The organism is Klenkia sp. PcliD-1-E, from assembly GCF_024124375.1.
Lineage (GTDB): Bacteria > Actinomycetota > Actinomycetes > Mycobacteriales > Geodermatophilaceae > Klenkia.
This window is the reverse complement of record NZ_JAMXRZ010000012.1, coordinates 1-16,371: the sequence shown is the minus strand read 5'-3', so window position 1 is coordinate 16,371 and position 16,371 is coordinate 1. Positions and strand designations below refer to the sequence as shown.

General features: G+C 73.9%; 16 protein-coding genes. 11 read left to right on the top strand and 5 right to left on the bottom strand.

Annotated elements, in window-relative coordinates:
* Positions 1–71: 71 nt before the first annotated feature.
* From NH342_RS04345 to NH342_RS04315, 7 genes are all read left to right on the top strand, one after another.
* The gene (locus tag NH342_RS04345) at positions 72–593 is read left to right on the top strand and encodes a MaoC family dehydratase (RefSeq protein WP_253011717.1); all 522 of its coding nucleotides are present in this window, start codon (positions 72–74) and stop codon (positions 591–593) included.
* Positions 590–1,795, top strand: coding sequence for a CaiB/BaiF CoA-transferase family protein (locus NH342_RS04340; RefSeq protein WP_253011714.1), 1,206 nt, complete (start codon positions 590–592; stop codon positions 1,793–1,795). The genes NH342_RS04345 and NH342_RS04340 overlap by 4 nt, the downstream gene beginning before the upstream one ends.
* A gap of 3 nt (positions 1,796–1,798) precedes the next feature.
* The gene (locus NH342_RS24070) at positions 1,799–2,962 is read left to right on the top strand and encodes an acyl-CoA dehydrogenase family protein (RefSeq protein WP_253011711.1); all 1,164 of its coding nucleotides are present in this window, start codon (positions 1,799–1,801) and stop codon (positions 2,960–2,962) included.
* The gene (locus NH342_RS04330) at positions 2,959–3,795 is read left to right on the top strand and encodes a CoA ester lyase (protein WP_253011708.1); all 837 of its coding nucleotides are present in this window, start codon (positions 2,959–2,961) and stop codon (positions 3,793–3,795) included. Before NH342_RS24070 ends, NH342_RS04330 begins: the two co-directional genes overlap by 4 nt.
* Positions 3,796–3,943: 148 nt before the next feature.
* A complete protein-coding gene (locus tag NH342_RS04325; RefSeq protein WP_253011706.1) occupies positions 3,944–5,332 on the top strand; it encodes a threonine/serine exporter ThrE family protein in 1,389 nt (462 codons plus the stop codon).
* Between the two features lie 69 nt (positions 5,333–5,401).
* Complete coding sequence (locus tag NH342_RS04320) at positions 5,402–5,875, top strand: Lrp/AsnC family transcriptional regulator (RefSeq protein WP_253011703.1); 474 nt, start codon at positions 5,402–5,404, stop codon at positions 5,873–5,875.
* Positions 5,876–5,939: 64 nt separating this feature from the next.
* On the top strand, positions 5,940–6,662 hold the full coding sequence (locus NH342_RS04315) for a VIT family protein (RefSeq protein WP_253011700.1): 723 nt from the start codon (positions 5,940–5,942) through the stop codon (positions 6,660–6,662).
* 1 nt (position 6,663) lies between these two features.
* On the opposite strand, the gene speB (NH342_RS04310) is transcribed toward NH342_RS04315, so the two are convergent.
* From speB (NH342_RS04310) to NH342_RS04300, 3 genes are read right to left on the bottom strand one after another with little or no spacing between them, the layout of a single operon-like run.
* Positions 6,664–7,608: an agmatinase gene (gene speB / locus NH342_RS04310; RefSeq protein ID WP_253011697.1), complete on the bottom strand. Its 945-nt coding sequence runs from the start codon at positions 7,606–7,608 to the stop codon at positions 6,664–6,666.
* Positions 7,605–7,985: an SgcJ/EcaC family oxidoreductase gene (locus NH342_RS04305; protein ID WP_253011694.1), complete on the bottom strand. Its 381-nt coding sequence runs from the start codon at positions 7,983–7,985 to the stop codon at positions 7,605–7,607. Before NH342_RS04305 ends, speB (NH342_RS04310) begins: the two co-directional genes overlap by 4 nt.
* A complete protein-coding gene (locus NH342_RS04300) occupies positions 7,982–9,508 on the bottom strand; it encodes a cytosine permease (protein WP_253011691.1) in 1,527 nt (508 codons plus the stop codon). Before NH342_RS04300 ends, NH342_RS04305 begins: the two co-directional genes overlap by 4 nt.
* A 102-nt stretch (positions 9,509–9,610) precedes the next feature.
* Here NH342_RS04300 and NH342_RS04295 point away from each other — a divergent pair, with 102 nt between their 5' ends.
* The 3 genes from NH342_RS04295 (at position 9,611) to NH342_RS04285 (ending at position 11,738) form a co-directional block, all read left to right on the top strand.
* A complete protein-coding gene (locus NH342_RS04295) occupies positions 9,611–10,273 on the top strand; it encodes a cyclase family protein (RefSeq protein ID WP_253011688.1) in 663 nt (220 codons plus the stop codon).
* 97 nt (positions 10,274–10,370) lie between these two features.
* Positions 10,371–11,243, top strand: a complete 873-nt coding sequence (locus NH342_RS04290; RefSeq protein ID WP_253011684.1) for a PP2C family serine/threonine-protein phosphatase — start codon at positions 10,371–10,373, stop codon at positions 11,241–11,243.
* A 57-nt stretch (positions 11,244–11,300) separates the two neighbouring features.
* Positions 11,301–11,738 (top strand): hypothetical protein, encoded by a 438-nt coding sequence (locus NH342_RS04285; RefSeq protein ID WP_253011681.1) that lies wholly within the window; start codon positions 11,301–11,303, stop codon positions 11,736–11,738.
* A gap of 5 nt (positions 11,739–11,743) precedes the next feature.
* Here NH342_RS04285 and NH342_RS04280 read toward each other — a convergent pair whose 3' ends face one another.
* Positions 11,744–13,630 (bottom strand): primary-amine oxidase, encoded by a 1,887-nt coding sequence (locus NH342_RS04280; protein WP_253011679.1) that lies wholly within the window; start codon positions 13,628–13,630, stop codon positions 11,744–11,746.
* Positions 13,627–14,637: an agmatinase gene (gene speB, locus NH342_RS04275; protein WP_253011677.1), complete on the bottom strand. Its 1,011-nt coding sequence runs from the start codon at positions 14,635–14,637 to the stop codon at positions 13,627–13,629. The genes NH342_RS04280 and speB (NH342_RS04275) overlap by 4 nt, the downstream gene beginning before the upstream one ends.
* Before the next feature lie 108 nt (positions 14,638–14,745).
* Here speB (NH342_RS04275) and NH342_RS04270 point away from each other — a divergent pair, with 108 nt between their 5' ends.
* On the top strand, positions 14,746–16,116 hold the full coding sequence (locus NH342_RS04270; protein WP_253011675.1) for an NAD-dependent succinate-semialdehyde dehydrogenase: 1,371 nt from the start codon (positions 14,746–14,748) through the stop codon (positions 16,114–16,116).
* The last annotated feature ends 255 nt before the right edge of the window (positions 16,117–16,371 follow it).

The window sequence follows — 16,371 nt, the reverse complement described above, 5'->3', positions numbered from 1 at the left end:
CAGACGTCGCAGGGGGCTTGCGCACCGAATCATCAGACATTTAGCGTGCAGCTGTCGAGGGAGGCACATCCATGGCCACGCACCCCGCCGTCCTGGGGCGGTTCTTCGAGGACTACGTCGTCGGCGACGTCTACCAGCACCCGCTCGGCCGCACGATCTCCGAGGCTGACAACACCTGGCTGACGATGCTGACGATGAACACCAACCAGCAGCACGTCAACGCACACCTGGCCGCGCAGAACCCGATCACCGGGGGCCGGGTGATCGTCAACTCCGGGCTGACCATCGCGCTGACGCTGGGCCTGAGCGTGCTGGACATGAGCCAGAACGCGGTCGCCAACCTGGAGATGACCGACGTGAAGCTGACCCACCCGGTCTACGTCGGCGACACCCTCTACGCCGAGAGCCTCTGCACCGCGCTGCGCGCCTCGAAGAGCCGCCCGTACGCCGGCATCGTCTCGATGGTCACCCGCGGGCTGAACGCCGACGGCGACGAATGCATCTCGTTCAAGCGCTCGGTGATGGTGGCCACCCGGGAGAGCGGCATCGGGCAGGGCCACTTCCCCGAGGCCAAGACCGGGCCGATGGCATGAGGCCGCTGGAGGACGTCCGGGTCATCGCGCTCGAGCAGTACGGCGCCGGCCCCTTCGGCAGCGTGCACCTGGCCGACCTGGGCGCCGAGGTCATCAAGATCGAGGACCCGCGCACCGGCGGCGACATCGGCCGCTACGTCCCGCCCTACGTGCACGGCGAGGACTCGCTGTTCTACGAGACCTTCAACCGCAACAAGCAGAGCCTGTCCCTCGACATCTCCACCGCCGCCGGCCGGGCGGTGTTCGAGGACCTGGTGCGCACCAGCGACGCCGTCTGGTCCAACCTGCGCGGCGACGTCCCCGCCAAGATCGGCATCCGGTACGCCGACCTCGCCCACCTCAACCCGGCGATCGTCTGCTGCAGCCTCACCGGCTTCGGCATGACCGGGCCCCGGCAGGCCGAGCCCGGCTACGACTACGTGCTGCAGGGCATCGCCGGGTGGATGAGCCTCACCGGCGACCCCGGCGGCCCGCCCACCAAGACCGGGCTGTCCCTCGTCGACTTCTCCAGCGGGTTCGTCGCCGCGCTCAGCCTGCTCGCCGGCCTGCACGCCGCCCGGCGGGACGGGGTCGGCGGCGACTGCGACGTCTCGCTCTACGACACCGCCGTCTCGCTGCTGACCTACCCGGCGACGTGGGCGATGACGGCGGGGTACGAACCGGTCCGCACGAAGGACTCCGCGCACCCCTCGCTGGTGCCGTTCCAGGCGTTCGAGGCCTCCGACGGCTGGCTGGTCGTCGGCTGCGCCAAGGAGAAGTTCTGGCAGCGCCTGGTCGCGGTCCTCGGTCGGCCCGACCTCGGGGACGACGGGCGGTTCGCCACCTTCGCGCTTCGCGACCGCCACCGCGACGCCCTGCTGCCGCAGCTGAAGGAGGCGTTCCGCACCGACACGGTGGAGCACTGGATGGCGCAGCTGCGCGCCGCCGGGGTGCCGTCGTCCCCGATCAACGACGTCGGCCAGGCCCTGGCCGACCCGCAGGCCGCCGCCCGAGGACTGCTGCTGGAGACCGAGCACCCGCACTGGGGCACCGTGAAGCAGGTGGGCAGCCCGGTCCGCTTCGGCGAGCCGCGCACCGACCACCGCCGGGCCCCGCACCGCAACGAGCACCAGGACCGCATCACCCGCGACCTGCTCGGCTACTCGGCCGAGCGCGTGGCCGAGCTCGAGGCCGCAGGCGCGTTCGGACAGCAGGGGAGCTGACCCGTGGACTTCACCCTCACCGAGGAACAGCGCGACTTCCAGCAGACGCTGCGGCGCTTCGTCGACCGCGAGATCGTGCCGGTGGCCTCGGAGTGGGAGCGCACCGGGCGCTACCCGACCGAGATCGTCGACCACCTCAAGGCCCTCGGCCTGTTCGGGCTCACCACGCCCGAGGAGTACGGCGGCCTGGCCCTGGACATGGTCAGCTTCACGCTGGTCTACGAGGAGATCAGCCGCGGCTGGATGGGCATCGCCGGCATCCTCGGCAGCCACGGGCTGTCCGCCTGGATGATCGCCAAGCACGGGACCGACGAGCAGAAGCAGCACTACCTGCCCAAGCTGGCCACCGGAGAGTGGCGCACCGGGGTGGGCCTCACCGAGCCCGGCGCCGGCACCGACCTGCAGGGCATCGCCACCCGGGCCGTGCGCGACGGCGACCACTACGTCGTCAACGGCACCAAGACCTGGATCACCAACGCCCGGCACGCCGACGTCCTGCCCGTCCTGGTCAAGACCGACCCGGACGCGCAGCCCCGGCACCGCGGCATGTCGCTGCTGCTGGTCCCCACCGACACCCCCGGCTTCGAGGTCAGCCGCGACCTGGGCAAGCTCGGCTACAAGGGCACCGAGTCCTGCGAGATCAACCTGGTCGACGTCCGGGTGCCGGTGGACGCCGTGCTCGGCGGGGTCGAGGGCCGCGGCATGCAGCAGGCGCTGTCCGGGCTGGAGATCGGCCGGCTCAACATCGCCGGCCGTTCGGTCGGCGTCGCGCAGGCCGCCTACGACGCAGCGCTGAAGTACGCCGGCGAGCGCGAGGCGTTCGGCCACCCGATCGCCGAGTTCCAGGCCATCGCGCTCAAGCTCGCCGAGATGGCCACCCAGCTGCAGGCAGCAAGGCTGCTCACCTACTGGGCCGCCTCCCAGGCCGACGCCGGCAAGCGGGTGGACGCCGAGTCCGGCATGGCCAAGGTCTTCGCCTCGGAGACCGCGCTGTCGCTGTCGCTGGAGGCCATGCGCATCCACGGCGGCTACGGCTACTCCACCGAGTTCGTCGTCGAGCGGCTCTACCGCGACGCCCCGCTGATGGCCATCGGCGAGGGCACCAACGACGTGCTGCGCACCGTCATCGCGAAGTCCCTGGTCGCGGGGAAGACGGTCGTCGGGTGACCGTGCGGTCCTGGCTCTACGTACCCGGGGACCGGCCCGACCGCTTCGACAAGGCCGTGGCCACCGGGGCGGGCGCCGTCGTCCTGGACCTGGAGGACGCCGTCCCCCCGGCCGGCAAGGACGACGCCCGCGCCGCCGTCGTCGACTGGCTGGCCGGACCGGCCACCGACACCCAGGTCTGGGTCCGGGTGGGCACCGGGCAGCGGGGTGCCGACGACGTCGCCGCGGTGGCCCGGGGTGCCCGGCTCACCGGCGTGCTGCTGCCGAAGGCGTCCACGCGGGCGCTGCTGGAGCGCGTGCACGACCAGCTGTCCGCCGCCGAGGAGGCCACCGGCCGGGCGCCGTGCACCCTGGGTGTGAGCCCGCTGGTGGAGAGCGCTGCCGGGGTGCTCGCCGCGCCCGCGCTGGCCGGCGGGCCGCGGGTGCGCTGCCTGCAGCTCGGCGAGGTCGACCTGGCCGCCGACCTCGGCGTCACGCCCGGTCCGGACGGCGCCGAGCTGCTGCTGGCCCGCTCCTCGGTGGTGCTGGCGTCGGCCGCCGCCGGGATCGCGCCGCCCCCGGCCGCGGTGTCGACCGTGTTCCGCGACCTCGCCGCCTTCGAGGCCGAGACGCGGCGGCTGGTGGCCCTCGGCTTCCGGGGGCGGGCCTGCATCCACCCCGCCCAGGTCGAGGTGGTCGAGCGGGTCTGCCGGCCGGCCCCGGAGGAGGTCGCCGCCGCCCGGGAGGTCCTCGCCCGCCTGGAGGCCAGCCCCGGGGTGGCGGTCGGCGCCGACGGGACGCTGCTGGACGAGGCGGTCGCCCGCCGGGCCCGCGCCACCCTCGCCCTCGCCTGATGCCTGAGCCCCCGGCCGGCCGGAGCGGCGTGTTTCAGCTCCGACGGGCAGTGTGCATCCTCAGCCGCCGACGTCGGTGGCTGAGGATGCACGCTCGTCGTCCCACCTGATCCACGCCGGGCAGCCTCGCCCTCCGTAGCCTGCGGGGATGGCGGGCGAGGGGTGGGGACGGCGGTTGCCCGACCGGGCGCGGCGGGCGGTCAGCGGGTCCGGGCCGCCCACCGAGCCGCTGGCGCTGCGGGCCGGGCCCGGTGGGGTCGACGAGGCCACCGCGCGGTCCGCGCTGTCGCTGGCGCTGCGGATCGGCGAGGCGATGATGTCCGTGGGCGCCTCGGCCGCCGACGTGACCGCCGGCGCGCTGCGGGTGGCCGCCGCATACGGCCTGACCGACTGCCAGGTGGACATGACCTTCACCTCGCTGACCATCGGCTACGACCCGGACGACGTCCCGCCGCTGGTGGTCATGCGGATCGTCCGGCCGCGCGGGCTGGACTACACCCGGCTGCAGGGCATCACCGACCTGGCCACGGAGGTCACCGACGGGCTGCTCGCCCTCGAGGAGGCCCACCGGCGGCTGGACGCCGTGCTCGCCGCACCCCACCCCTACCGCCGGTCCCTGCACGCCCTGGGGTGGTCCGGGGTCGCGGCCTGCGTCGCGGTCCTGCTGGGCGGGAGCTGGCTGGTCGCCCTGGTCGCGGCGGTCACCACCGCCGTCGTCGAACGGACCATCCGGTTGCTCAACCGGCGCGGCCTGCCGGTGTTCTTCCAGCAGGCGGCCGGCGCGGCCGTGGTCACCTCGACGGCGGTCGTCCTGGTCGCCGCGGGCGTGGAGATCCGGGCGTCGCTGGTGGTCGCCGCGGGGATCGTCGTGCTGCTGGCCGGGCTCTACCTGGTCGGCGCGGCCGAGGACGCCATCAGCGGGTTCCCGGTCACCGCGGCCGCCCGGGCGTTCGAGGTGGTCACCCTGACCACCGGCATCGTCGTCGGCATCGCCGCGGTGCTGGACGTGGCGCGCCGGGTGGAGGTCCCGCTGCGGGTGGTCGACCCGGCCACCGTGAGCGTCCCGTTCGCCGTGGCGCTGACGGCGGCGGCGCTCATGGGGGGTTCGTGGGCGCTGGCCTCCTACGCCGGGCCCCGCGGTCTGGCCGTGGCCGTGGTGGCCGGCGGTCTGTCCTGGGCCACCACGGCCGCGGCGGGTGCCCTCGGGGTCGGCCCGGCCGTGGCCAGCGCGGCCGCGGCCGCGGTCGTCGGCTTCGGGGGCGAGGCCCTGGGCGGCCGGCTCCGGGTGCCGGCACTGCTGGTGGCGGTGTGCGGCATCGTGCCGCTGCTGCCGGGCCTGGCCATCTACCGCGGCCTGTTCGCCGTCGTGGTGGGCGGCGACGTCGCCGGCGGTACGGGCGAGCTGGTCGGCGCCGCGGCGGTCGGGCTGGCGCTGGCCGCGGGGGTGGTGCTCGGCCGGTACCTGGGCCGTCCGCTGGGCGGGCAGCTGGACCGGTACGAGCGGCGCGTGCGGCGTCGGGCGTCGCTGGCGGACTGACGCGACCGGCCAGGACTACTGTTCGCGTCGTCGGGGGACCGGCGGACGACGGTATCCGTAGGGGGGCGCGTGGTGGAGCGGCAGGCGGTGGTGCTCGACGACACCTCCCGGGCCATCATCGAGCAGCTGCAGCAGGACGGTCGCCGTCCCTACGCCCGCATCGCCGAGGCGGTCGGGCTGAGCGAGGCCGCCGTCCGGCAGCGGGTGCAGCGCCTCCTGGACGCCGGGGTGATGCAGATCGTCGCGGTCACCGACCCCCGCCAGGTCGGGTTCCCGCGGCAGGCGATGGTCGGTGTCCGGGTGCGCGGGGACAGCCGGGTGGTCGCCGACGCGCTGGCCGCCTTCGACGAGGTGGACTACGTCGTCATCTCCGCGGGCTCGCTGGACCTGCTGGTCGAGGTGGTCTGCGTCGACGACACCCAGCTGCTGGACACCGTGAGCCGCATCCGGGCGGTCGAGGGCGTGGAGTCCACCGAGACCTTCCTCTACCTGGGCCTGGCCAAGCAGACCTACGCCTGGGGCACCCGTCCCCCGGAGGGCTGACCTCCCGGGTAGCCCAGCCTTCCCTCGCTGGCAGCACGGTCGCGCGCGACCTACCGTCGCCGCCGTGACCACGCAGGACGCGCCCACCCACCAGGACGAGCCGCACGCCGGTGCCCTGAGCTCCCGGCTGAACTGGCTGCGCGCCGGGGTGCTCGGCGCCAACGACGGCATCGTGTCCACCGCCGGCCTGGTCGTCGGCGTGGCCGGGGCGACCACCGCCGACGGGCCGGTGCTCACCGCCGGCGTCGCCGGGCTGGTGGCCGGTGCGGTGTCGATGGCGCTGGGCGAGTACGTGTCGGTGAGCAGCCAGCGCGACAGCGAGCGGGCCCTGGTCCGCAAGGAGAAGCGCGAGCTGGCCGAGATGCCCGAGCAGGAGCTCGAGGAGCTGGCCGCGATCTACCAGACGAAGGGCCTGTCGGCGGCCACCGCGCGGAAGGTCGCCGAGGAGCTCACCGAGCACGACGCGCTCGCCGCGCACGTCGAGGCCGAGCTCGGCATCGACCCCGACGAGCTGACCAACCCCTGGCACGCCGCGGGTGCCTCCGCGCTGGCCTTCACCCTCGGCTCGCTGCTGCCCCTGGCCGCGATCCTGCTGGCCCCGACCTCCGTCCGGGTGGCGGTCACCTTCGTGGTGGTGCTGCTCGCCCTGGCGCTCACCGGTGCGGTCAGCGCCCGGCTCGGCGGGTCGAGGGTGGGCACCGCCGTCGTCCGGCTGGTCGTCGGTGGCGCGATCGCGATGGCCGTGACGTTCGGGGTCGGTGCCCTGGTGGGCGGGGCGGTCGGGTAGCTCAGGCGCGGTTGAGCGCCAGCACGCTGAGCAGCTCGTAGGCGGTGTGCGAGGCCGCCACCGCGGTCAGCTCGGCGTGGTCGTAGGCGGGGGAGACCTCCACGATGTCCGCGCCGACGACGTCCAGGCCGACCAGGCCGCGGAGCGTGTTGAGCAGCTCCCGGCTGGTCAGCCCGCCGGCCTCCGGCGTGCCGGTGCCCGGCGCGTGCGCGGGGTCCAGCACGTCGATGTCCACCGACACGTAGACCGGCCCGTCGCCCAGCCGGCGGCGCATCCGCTCCACGACGCTGGCCGTGCCGTCGACCTCGTAGTCGTCGCTGCGCACCACCTGGAAACCGAGCACGCCGTCGTCCTCCAGGTCCTGCTTGGAGTACAGCGGCCCGCGGATGCCGATGTGCATCGACCGCTCCTGGTCGACCAGCCCCTCCTCGCTGGCCCGCCGGAACGGCGTGCCGTGGGTGTAGGGCGCGCCGAAGTAGGTGTCCCAGGTGTCCAGGTGCGCGTCGAAGTGCAGCACGGCGACCGGGCCGTGGTCGCGGGCCACCGACCGCAGGATCGGCAGCGCCACCGTGTGGTCGCCGCCCAGGGTCAGCACCTGTGCGCCGTCGGCCCGCAGCGCGCTGATCCCGTCGTCGATGGTCTGGATGGCCTCCTCGATGTCGAACGGGTTCACCCCCAGGTCGCCGGCGTCGGCGACCTGCTGGGTGCCGAAGGGCATCGCGTCCAGCGCCGGGTTGTAGGGGCGCAGCAGCTTGGAGCCGGCACGCACGTGGCCCGGGCCGAACCGGGCGCCGGGCCGGTAGCTGACGCCGGAGTCGAACGGGATGCCGACGACGGCCACGTCGGCGCGGGACACCTCGTCGAGGCGGGGCAGCCGGGCGAAGGTGGCCGGGCCGCCGTAGCGGGGGACCTTCGTCGCGTCGACCGGGCCGATGGGGGTGCTCACTGCGCTGCTCCAGAAGGTGAGAGGTGCTCGTGGGCGACCAGCCAGCGGTCGCCGTCGGGGACCAGGACGACGGTCTCCCGCTCGTGCGTGGTCGTCTCGCCCTCGTGCGTGGCGACCGTGGTGAGGACGGCGTGGGTGACCACCGCGGTGTTCCCCACGAGCTGCACGTGCTGGTCGGTGGAGCTGCAGGAGACCACCCGGAAGCCGTCGTCGGCCACCCAGGACCGCCACGCCGCCCGGTACTCCTCGCGTGAGCCGAACCGCGGGCTGCCGGGCAGCACGAAGGTGGCGTCGGGGTGCATCCAGGCGAAGTAGGCGTCCTCGTCCGACGACGCGAACGCCGCGACCAGCCCGTCGAGGGCCTCCAGCGGTGTCACGAGGGCAGCCCGGCGCCCGCGGGACGGACCGGGTCGGTGACCGGCGGCGCCTCGCCCGGCGCGCTGGGCACCCACCGCGGGCCCTGCGGGCCGAAGACGTACCGCGGCTCGGGGAACAGGAACAGCGACCCCAGGTAGACCACGGCGGCCAGCAGCAGGGCGACCGGCAGGCTGACGTCGACGCCGCCGAACGCGTTCGTGAACGGCCCGACGATCAGCGGCGGGTAGTTGGCGAACAGCAGCCCGATGACCGCCGACGGGATCCAGGCGACCATCCCGCGCCAGTTGACCCCACCGGAGAACCAGTAGATGCCGCCCTCGCGGCCCTGGTTGAACACCTGGACGGCGGCCGGGTCGTAGAAGCCGCGGCGCACCACGTAGCCCAGCGCCATGATCACCATCCACGGCGTGGTGCAGATGACGATCGCGCCGATGAAGGCGTTCACGCTGCCGACCAGGTCGAAGGCCAGCCGGCCGACGAGGATGAAGACGAAGGACAGCGTGCCGATCACCAGCGAGGCCCGCACCCGGCCCAGCCGGGGGAACACCGAGGAGAAGTCCAGGCCGGTGCCGTAGAGCGAGGTGACGCCCGTCGACAGGCCACCCAGCACGGCGACGACCATGAGCAGCAGCGCGTACCAGAGCGGGGAGAGCTGGACGAGGGCGAACACGTAGTCGACCTCGCCGGCCACCAGCGTCGCCGTCGCCACCCCGAACAGGAACGGCACGAGGGTGGCCAGCTGGGCCGCGACCGTGGCGCCCAGCAGCCGGGTCCGGGACGTCGCGGCCGGGATGTAGCGCGACCAGTCGCCGAGGAAGGCGCCGAAGGAGACCGGGTTGCCCATCACGATGAGCACGCTGAGCACGAAGGTGGGGGCGAAGGAGCCCAGGGCGTAGGCATCCGGCCCGGGGTCGTAGCCGGGGTCGAAGACGCCGGCGTAGGCGATGAGGCCCAGCAGGATCAGCACGGTGTTGCCGACCACCACGACCTTGTTGACCAGCAGCATGAACTGGTAGCCGTAGACCACGACCACCACCACGAGCCCGCCCAGGACGGCGTAGACCAGCGCGCGGGTCAGGTCGCCGTCGGGCAGGCCGAACAACCGGTTGCCGGCCGCCACCAGGGCGTCGCCGGACACCCAGACCGAGATCGAGTAGAAGGCGATCGCGGTCAGCAGGGACAGGAAGGACCCCACGATCCGGCCCCGGACGCCGAAGTGCGCCGAGGAGGACACCGCGTTGTTGGTGCCGGTGCGCGGGCCGAACAGGCCCATCGGCGAGAGGATCAGCCCGCCGAGCACCACGCCGAGCACGGTCGCGGCGGCGGCCTGGGCGAACGAGAGCCCCAGCAGCACCGGGAAGGTGCCCAGGATGATGGTGGCGAAGGTGTTGGCCCCGCCGAACTGGATGCGCAGCAGGTCCAGCGGACGCGAGGTCCGTTCGGCGTCGGGGATGGTGTCGATGCCGTGCTGCTCGACCTCCAGCGCGCGGGGACGACGGGTCGGGGTGGGCGTGCTGGCCATCGCGGCTCTCCTCCTCGGCGGTGACGGGGGCCACCAGTCGGTACCGTAGGGCCACAGTTGCTCCGAAGGCAACGAAAGTTCACCAGAGCGAAACGAGGACACGTGCGCGTCACACGGCTGGTCGACCTCTCGGTCCCCGTGGACGCCGGCACCCAGGTCTTCCCGGGTGACCCGGTGTTCACCTCGCACCCGCACGCCACGGTGGCCGCGGACGGCTTCCACGTGCAGGCGATCAGCATGGGTTCGCAGACCGGCACCCACGTCGACGCGCCCTACCACTTCGCCGACGACGGGCTGCGCATCGACGAGCTCGACCTGACCCTGTTCACCGGTCCGGCGGTGCTGCTCGACGTCCGCGGCCGGGCCCCGCGCACCCGGCTGACCTGGGCCGACCTCGGCGAACCCGACGTCGCCCCGGGCACGGTCGTGCTGCTGCACACCGGCTGGTCGGCGCACTACGGCACGCCGGCCTACTTCGACCACCCGTTCCTCGACGCGGACGCCGCCCGGCGCCTGCTGGCGGCCGGCGTGCGCACCGTCGGCCTGGACGCCCCCAATCTCGACGTCACCCCGACCGACGCCGACCCCGGCGAGGGCTACCCCGTGCACCACCTCGTCGCGGCCGCCGGCGGGGTCATCTGCGAGAACCTGACCAACCTCGCCGCGGTCGACTTCCCCGACCCGTTCGTGTCGCTGCTGCCGGTGCGGCTGACCGGCGCCGACGGCGCACCGGTGCGCGCGGTGGCCCTCCAGCTGGCCCCCTGACCACCCCGACCGGGTCGGGCCACGCCCCGCGCACGCGCGACCGGCCCCGTCGGCTGGTCTACTGATCATCGGCCGCAGGGTGCGGCCGGGGACGGGGGTGGACGTGGCGCTGGCGCTGCACGCGGCTGCCCGTTCGCACACCGGGCCCCGGCCGGACAACCAGGACTCCGGTCTGGTGTCCCCGGCGCTGGTCGCGGTCGCCGACGGCGTGGGCGGCAACGTCGGCGGCGCGGTGGCCTCCGGCCTGGTCATCTCCTGGCTCGCGCCGCTGGGGGCGGGGCTGCTGCCCGACGAGCCGGACGGCGGCCTGGCCCGCCTGGTGTCGGCGGCCAACGAGCGCATCCGCACCGCGGTCTCCCACCGCCCGCGGCTGGAGGGCATGGCCACCACGCTGTGCGGCATCGGCGTGCTCGGCGACGGCGCGGTGCTCGCGCACATCGGCGACTCCCGCGCCTACCGCTGGCGGGCACCCGAGCTGGTGCAGCTGACCCGGGACCACACCCTCGTGCAGGCCCTCATGGACGCCGGGTCGATCACCGCCGAGGAGGCCCTGGTGCACCCGCAGCGCTCCGCGGTCTACGCCGCGCTGCACGGCGGCACCGACGACGTCGAGGGCCTGGAGGTGCTCGCCGTCGACATCCGGCCCGGTGACCGGCTGCTGGTCTGCTCCGACGGGCTGTCCGGCGCGCTGCCCGCCCAGGTCATCGCCGAGCTGCTCGCGGTCGCCGAGAACGCCGACCAGGCGGCGGCCACCCTGCTGGGCGCCGCGCTCGCCGCCCCGGCCTCGGACAACGTCACCGTCGTCGTCGCCGACGTCCTCGACGACATGGTCGACGGCCGGCCGCCCACCCGGTACCGCACGGTCGGCGCCGCCTCGGGGGCCCGCGACGAGACCGTCGAGGTGCTCGAGGCGCTGTGGCCCGGGCCCGCCACCGGTGCGTTCCGGCCGGTCACCGCGCCCTCGGACTGATCACCCCTGCGGGGGAGAGCGCCTCCACCATCCCCGCGCGGCGCCGATCTCGACGGGGTGACCGCTCTGCTCGACGTCGACGCCACCACCCTGCTGCCCGGCCGGACCGCGCTGCTGGACGTGCTCGCCCTGCGCCGGCCCACCCCGCCCGCCGCGCCCACCACCGGCCTGGTGCTGGTCGGCCTGCCCGCACCCGCCGGTCTGCCGCTCGGCGCCGGCCAGCTGGTCGAGGCCGCCACTGCGCTGTCGGGCGCGCTGCTGCCCGGTGAGTGGTTGGCCCGGCACGGCGCGGACGCCTTCGCCGTCGTCACCGAGGAGCCCATGCCGGCCACCGCGGCCCGGTTGCTCACCGCGCTGCCGTCCGGTGCCTGCGCCGGCGTCTGCCCGGTGACCGCCGACCGCGGGGCCCGCGACGTCGTCCGGCTGGCCGCCCTCGGCCTCGTGCTGGCCCGCCTGGGCGAGCCCGGCTCGGTCGTCCGCTACCCCACGGCGTAGCTGCGTCAGTGGCAGTGCGGCTGCCCCGAGGCCGACGGGGGCATGCCGAGCGTCGGGTTGCGGTCGAAGAAGCCCCAGGGCTTGAGCTCGAACCGCACGACGTCCACCGGCATGACCGGCCAGTCCTCCACCCGCGGCACGTGGTGCAGGCCGAAGACGTGCCACAGCACGACCTCGGTGGCCTCCACCGACCGCCCGGCCTCCGTCCACGCCGGCAGGCCGGCGTCCCGCGAGCTCTGGTTGCAGAACTCGCCCGACGGCCAACGCTCCTCGCGGTGGTACGGGCTGACCCACACCGGGTGCGCAACCACCCCGGCCCGCTGCATCAGCGGGCTCTCGGGCCCGGCCAGCGCGGGGATCGCCGCCGTCGGCACCAGCTTGTAGGCCGTCGGCGCGCCCCAGGCGTTCCGCCGGGACGCCGAGGTGACCGAGAACCCGCGCTGGGAGGCCCAGTCCAGGTCGAACCCGCCCTCGGTGGTGATCGGCTGCTTCCGGGGGGTCAACGCCATGCCGTGGGGGTTCCCGGGCCCGATCGGCGGCACCTCGGTGTGCGACTGCACCACCGTGTTGTCGGGGGTGTCGACCTCCATGTCCAGCCGGGCCACGATGAAGTGCTGGTGGACCGGGGCGTAGGTGTGGTCGTCGACGACGGTGCCGTGCTCGGGCGGGGTGCCCTCGAACGAGGACGTCACCATGATCCCGGTGGCCCGCACCTCGCACTCGATCTGGCCGTCGGGGTAGAAGCGCCAGTAGACGAGGTACTCGTAGTTGGCCACGGTGGCGTGGAAGCTGACCACCAGCCGGCGGGACCGGCGCACCTCGGCGCCGGCGTGCTCGTCGACGTGCTTCCACAGCACGCCGTCGTCCTCCTCGTGGATGCAGACGGCGTTGGTGATGGTGTACGGCTCGCCGTGGCTGTCGTGCAGCACGGCGTCCAGGTAGGTGATCTCGCCCAGGCAGTCGCAGCCCAGCTCCAGCGACGTGGTCATGAAGCCCAGGCCCCACTCGCCGATGTCGAAGGCGGTGCGGCGGGAGTGGTCGGTGCCCGGGTCGCGGTAGGGCACGACCATCTCGGCGAAGCTCATCCGGTGGGCCACCGACCGGCCGTCGATCGACACCCGGTGCAGCACCAGGCCCTCGCGGTGGTTGAACCCGACGCGCATCGACCAGTCCAGCCAGCGCAGCTCGTTGCCCTCCATGGACAGCGAGACGCCGTCGGGCTGGGTGAGCTCGAACTTCTTCACGTCGGTGCGCTCGACCAGGCCGGGGACCAGCGAGGGCACGTACTCACCCATCGCGCCCTGCGGGGCGGGCACCCGGAAGGTGTCCTCGATGTCCAGCAGCTCCATGGTGTTGAGGTCCACCACGTGGTGCAGCCCGTTGACCGGGTGGGCGTAAGGGTTGCCGTTCGGGGTCTCGCGCACCCACACGTCGGTCCAGCCGACCCGTCGGTCGGCGAACTGCTGCGGGATGAGGGAGTGCCCGTAGGCCCAGGTGTCGATGAGCACCAGGTCCAGGTCGGTGATCCCGCGCTCGGCGAGGGAGGCGATCACCTGCGGGTGCTTGATGAGTTCGACGTGCGCCTCGTGCCACTCGTCGACGGTCATGTTCGGCTGCTCGCCCGGCACCGGCGTCCACTCCAGGACGGCGTCCTCGGTGAGCGACACGACCGCCTTGTAGGCGGAGTTCGTCGAGCGGTCGAAGCAGGTCACCCGGGCCTCGCGCGGGTTCGGGTCCCCGGCCGCCCAGGTGCGGACGACGTCCCTGGCCGGCTCGCGCAGCTCGATCCCGGCGAACCGCCAGCCCTCGCCGACGCCCCGGTCCCGGCGCAGGATCGCCGCCGCGGCGCGGAACTCGTCGGCGGACAACGGGTCGAGCGGGTGCGCGGTCATGGCAGGTTCCGATCTGCGAGCAGGGGGAGCGAGGGGTCGAACGGGATGCCCGACCGGCGGCGGGCGATGGCGGAGAGCGCCTCGAGGACGACGCGGTTGGCCAGCGCGGCGGTGATGTCGGCGTGGTCGTAGGGCGGGGACACCTCGACCACGTCGATGCCGACCACCGGCAGCTCCAGGCAGATCCGGCGCACCGAGTCCAGCAGCTCGCGGGCGGTGAGGCCGCCCGGCTCGGGCGTGCCGGTGCCGGGGGCGTGCCCGGGGTCGCAGACGTCGATGTCGACGGAGAGGAAGACGCCGTCGCACTCGTCGGTGGCGATCGCGAACGCCTCGGTGAGGCAGGTCTGCAGCCCACGGTGGCCGATCTCGGTCATCTCGTAGGAGCGCATCCGCTGGGCGGCCATCCAGTGCAGCGTCTCCGGCGGCGGCCAGTAGCCGCGCAGCCCGATCTGCAGGAACCGGTCGCCGCGCAGCGCCCCGCTCTCGACGAGTCGCCGCATCGGCTGGCCGTGGCCCCACAGCGAGCCGAACTCGATGTCCCCGGTGTCGGCGTGCGCGTCGAAGTGGATCATCGAGACCCGGCCGTGGCCGAGGACGTCGGCGACCCCGCCCGCGTCGGGGAACGCGATCGAGTGGTCGCCGCCCAGGACGACCGGGATCGCCCCGGCCCGGACCACGTCGGCCACCGCGGAGCGCAGTGCGGGCAGGGCGGTCTCGATGTCGCCGGAGTACATCTCGACGTCCCCGGCGTCCAGCACCCGCAGATCGCGCAGCCCGTCGGTGCGCAGCGCGAGGCTCGGTCGCGAGCCGTCGTGCGGCAGGTAGTCGGTCATCCGGATCGCCTGCGGCCCGAACCGGGTGCCCGGTCGGTGGGAGGTGCCGCCGTCGAAGGGGGCGCCCAGCACGACGACGTCGGCGCCGGCCATGGAGGCGGGGTCGGTGTGGTCGCACCGGTCGACGCCGAGGTAGGTGATGTCCGGGCCGAACTGCGGGCCGTAGCGCACCATCTGTCCCCCTAGCTCACGACGGAAACCGTCGATACGGTGTTCCACAGCGACGCTATCCGTTGTCAGCGGCGGCGTCGAGACGCGTCGTCCCCCCGATCGGAGCCCACCATGAGCGAGTACGCCGTCGTCGACCCCGCCACGGGCGAGACCGTGGCCAGCTACCCCACCGCGACCGACGAGCAGGTGGAGGCGGCGATCGCCGCGGCCAGCGCCGCGCACCGGGGTTGGTCGCGCAGCTCCACGGCGGCCGAGCGCGGCGAGCTGGTCCGGCGCGTCGCCCAGCTGCACCGCGAGCGGAAGGCCGAGCTGGCCGCGCTCATCGTGCGCGAGATGGGCAAGACGATCACCGCCGCCGAGGGCGAGGTGGACTTCGCCGCCGACATCTACGAGTACTACGCCGACAACGCGGAGCGGATCACCGCCGACCAGCCGATCGAGCTGGCCGAGGGCTCGGCCGGCACCGCCGTCGTCCGCAAGGCCTCGCTCGGCCCGCTGCTGGGCGTCATGCCCTGGAACTTCCCCTACTACCAGGTGGCCCGGTTCGCCGGCCCCAACCTGGTGCTGGGGAACACGATCATCCTCAAGCACGCCCCGCAGTGCCCGGAGTCCGCCGCCGCGATCGAGCAGGTCTTCGCCGACGCCGGGTTCCCCGAGGGCGCCTACGTCAACGTGTACGCCAGCAACGACCAGGCCGCGACGATCATCGGCGACCCCCGGGTGCAGGGGGTCTCGCTGACCGGCTCCGAGCGGGCCGGCACCGCGGTGGCCGAGGTCGCCGGTCGGCACCTGAAGAAGGTGGCGCTGGAGCTGGGCGGGTCCGACCCGTTCATCCTGCTCTCGACCGACGACCTGGACGGCGCCGTCACCTCCGCCGTGGACGCCCGCATGGACAACAGCGGCCAGTCCTGCAACGCGGCCAAGCGGTTCGTGGTGCACGCCGACCTGTACGAGGACTTCCTCGCCAAGCTCACCGAGACGATGACCGCCATCGAGCCCGGCGACCCGACGAAGGCCGAGACCGAGCTCGGCCCGCTGTCCTCGCTGCGCGCCGCCGAGACCCTGGACGAGCAGGTGCAGCGCGCGGTGGCCCACGGCGCGACCCTGGTCGCCGGCGGCACCCGCCGCGACGCCTTCTTCGAGCCGACCGTGCTCACCGGCGTCACCGCCGACAACCCGGCCTACGGGGAGGAGTTCTTCGGCCCGGTCGCCGTCGTGTACTCGGTCCCGGACGAGGACGCCGCGGTCGAGCTGGCCAACGACACCGGCTTCGGCCTGGGCTCCTACGTGTTCACCACCGACCCCGAGCAGGGCGAGCGGGTGGCGAACCGGATCGAGGCCGGCATGGTCTACGTCAACCTGGTGCTCGCCGACTCCCCGGAGCTGCCCTTCGGCGGCGTCAAGCGCAGCGGCACCTCGCGCGAGATGGGCCTGCTGGCCGCCGAGGAGTTCGTGAACAAGAAGCTGGTCCGCATCGGCTGAGCCCAGCCGGGGCTCGGGCAGGGCACAGGGTGCGGTCCGAGGGTGGTCGGTGCAGCGACCCCCTCGACCAGGAGCCACCGTGACCGACCCGCAGCAGCAGTTCCCCTCGGCCGACCCCGCCGCGCACACGCAGGCGCAGCCCTGGTCGGGCGGTGAGCCGCACGTCGACGCCGCGCCCCACCCCGCGGAGCCCGCCCCGCCCCGTCGCCCGGGCGGGGCGCGGGTGGCGCTGGTCGCGGCGGTCGCCGTCGGCGC

Bases quoted from the DNA above. Each gene is read 5' to 3' on its own strand.
- NH342_RS04345 (WP_253011717.1), top strand. From the start codon at position 72: ATGGCCACGCACCCCGCCGTCCTGGGGCGGTTCTTCGAGGACTACGTC.
- NH342_RS04340 (WP_253011714.1), top strand. From the start codon at position 590: ATGAGGCCGCTGGAGGACGTCCGGGTCATCGCGCTCGAGCAGTACGGC.
- NH342_RS04325 (WP_253011706.1), top strand. From the start codon at position 3,944: ATGGCGGGCGAGGGGTGGGGACGGCGGTTGCCCGACCGGGCGCGGCGG.
- NH342_RS04300 (WP_253011691.1), bottom strand. From the start codon at position 9,508: ATGGCCAGCACGCCCACCCCGACCCGTCGTCCCCGCGCGCTGGAGGTC.
- NH342_RS04280 (WP_253011679.1), bottom strand. From the start codon at position 13,630: ATGACCGCGCACCCGCTCGACCCGTTGTCCGCCGACGAGTTCCGCGCC.
- speB (WP_253011677.1), bottom strand. From the start codon at position 14,637: ATGGTGCGCTACGGCCCGCAGTTCGGCCCGGACATCACCTACCTCGGC.
- NH342_RS04270 (WP_253011675.1), top strand. From the start codon at position 14,746: ATGAGCGAGTACGCCGTCGTCGACCCCGCCACGGGCGAGACCGTGGCC.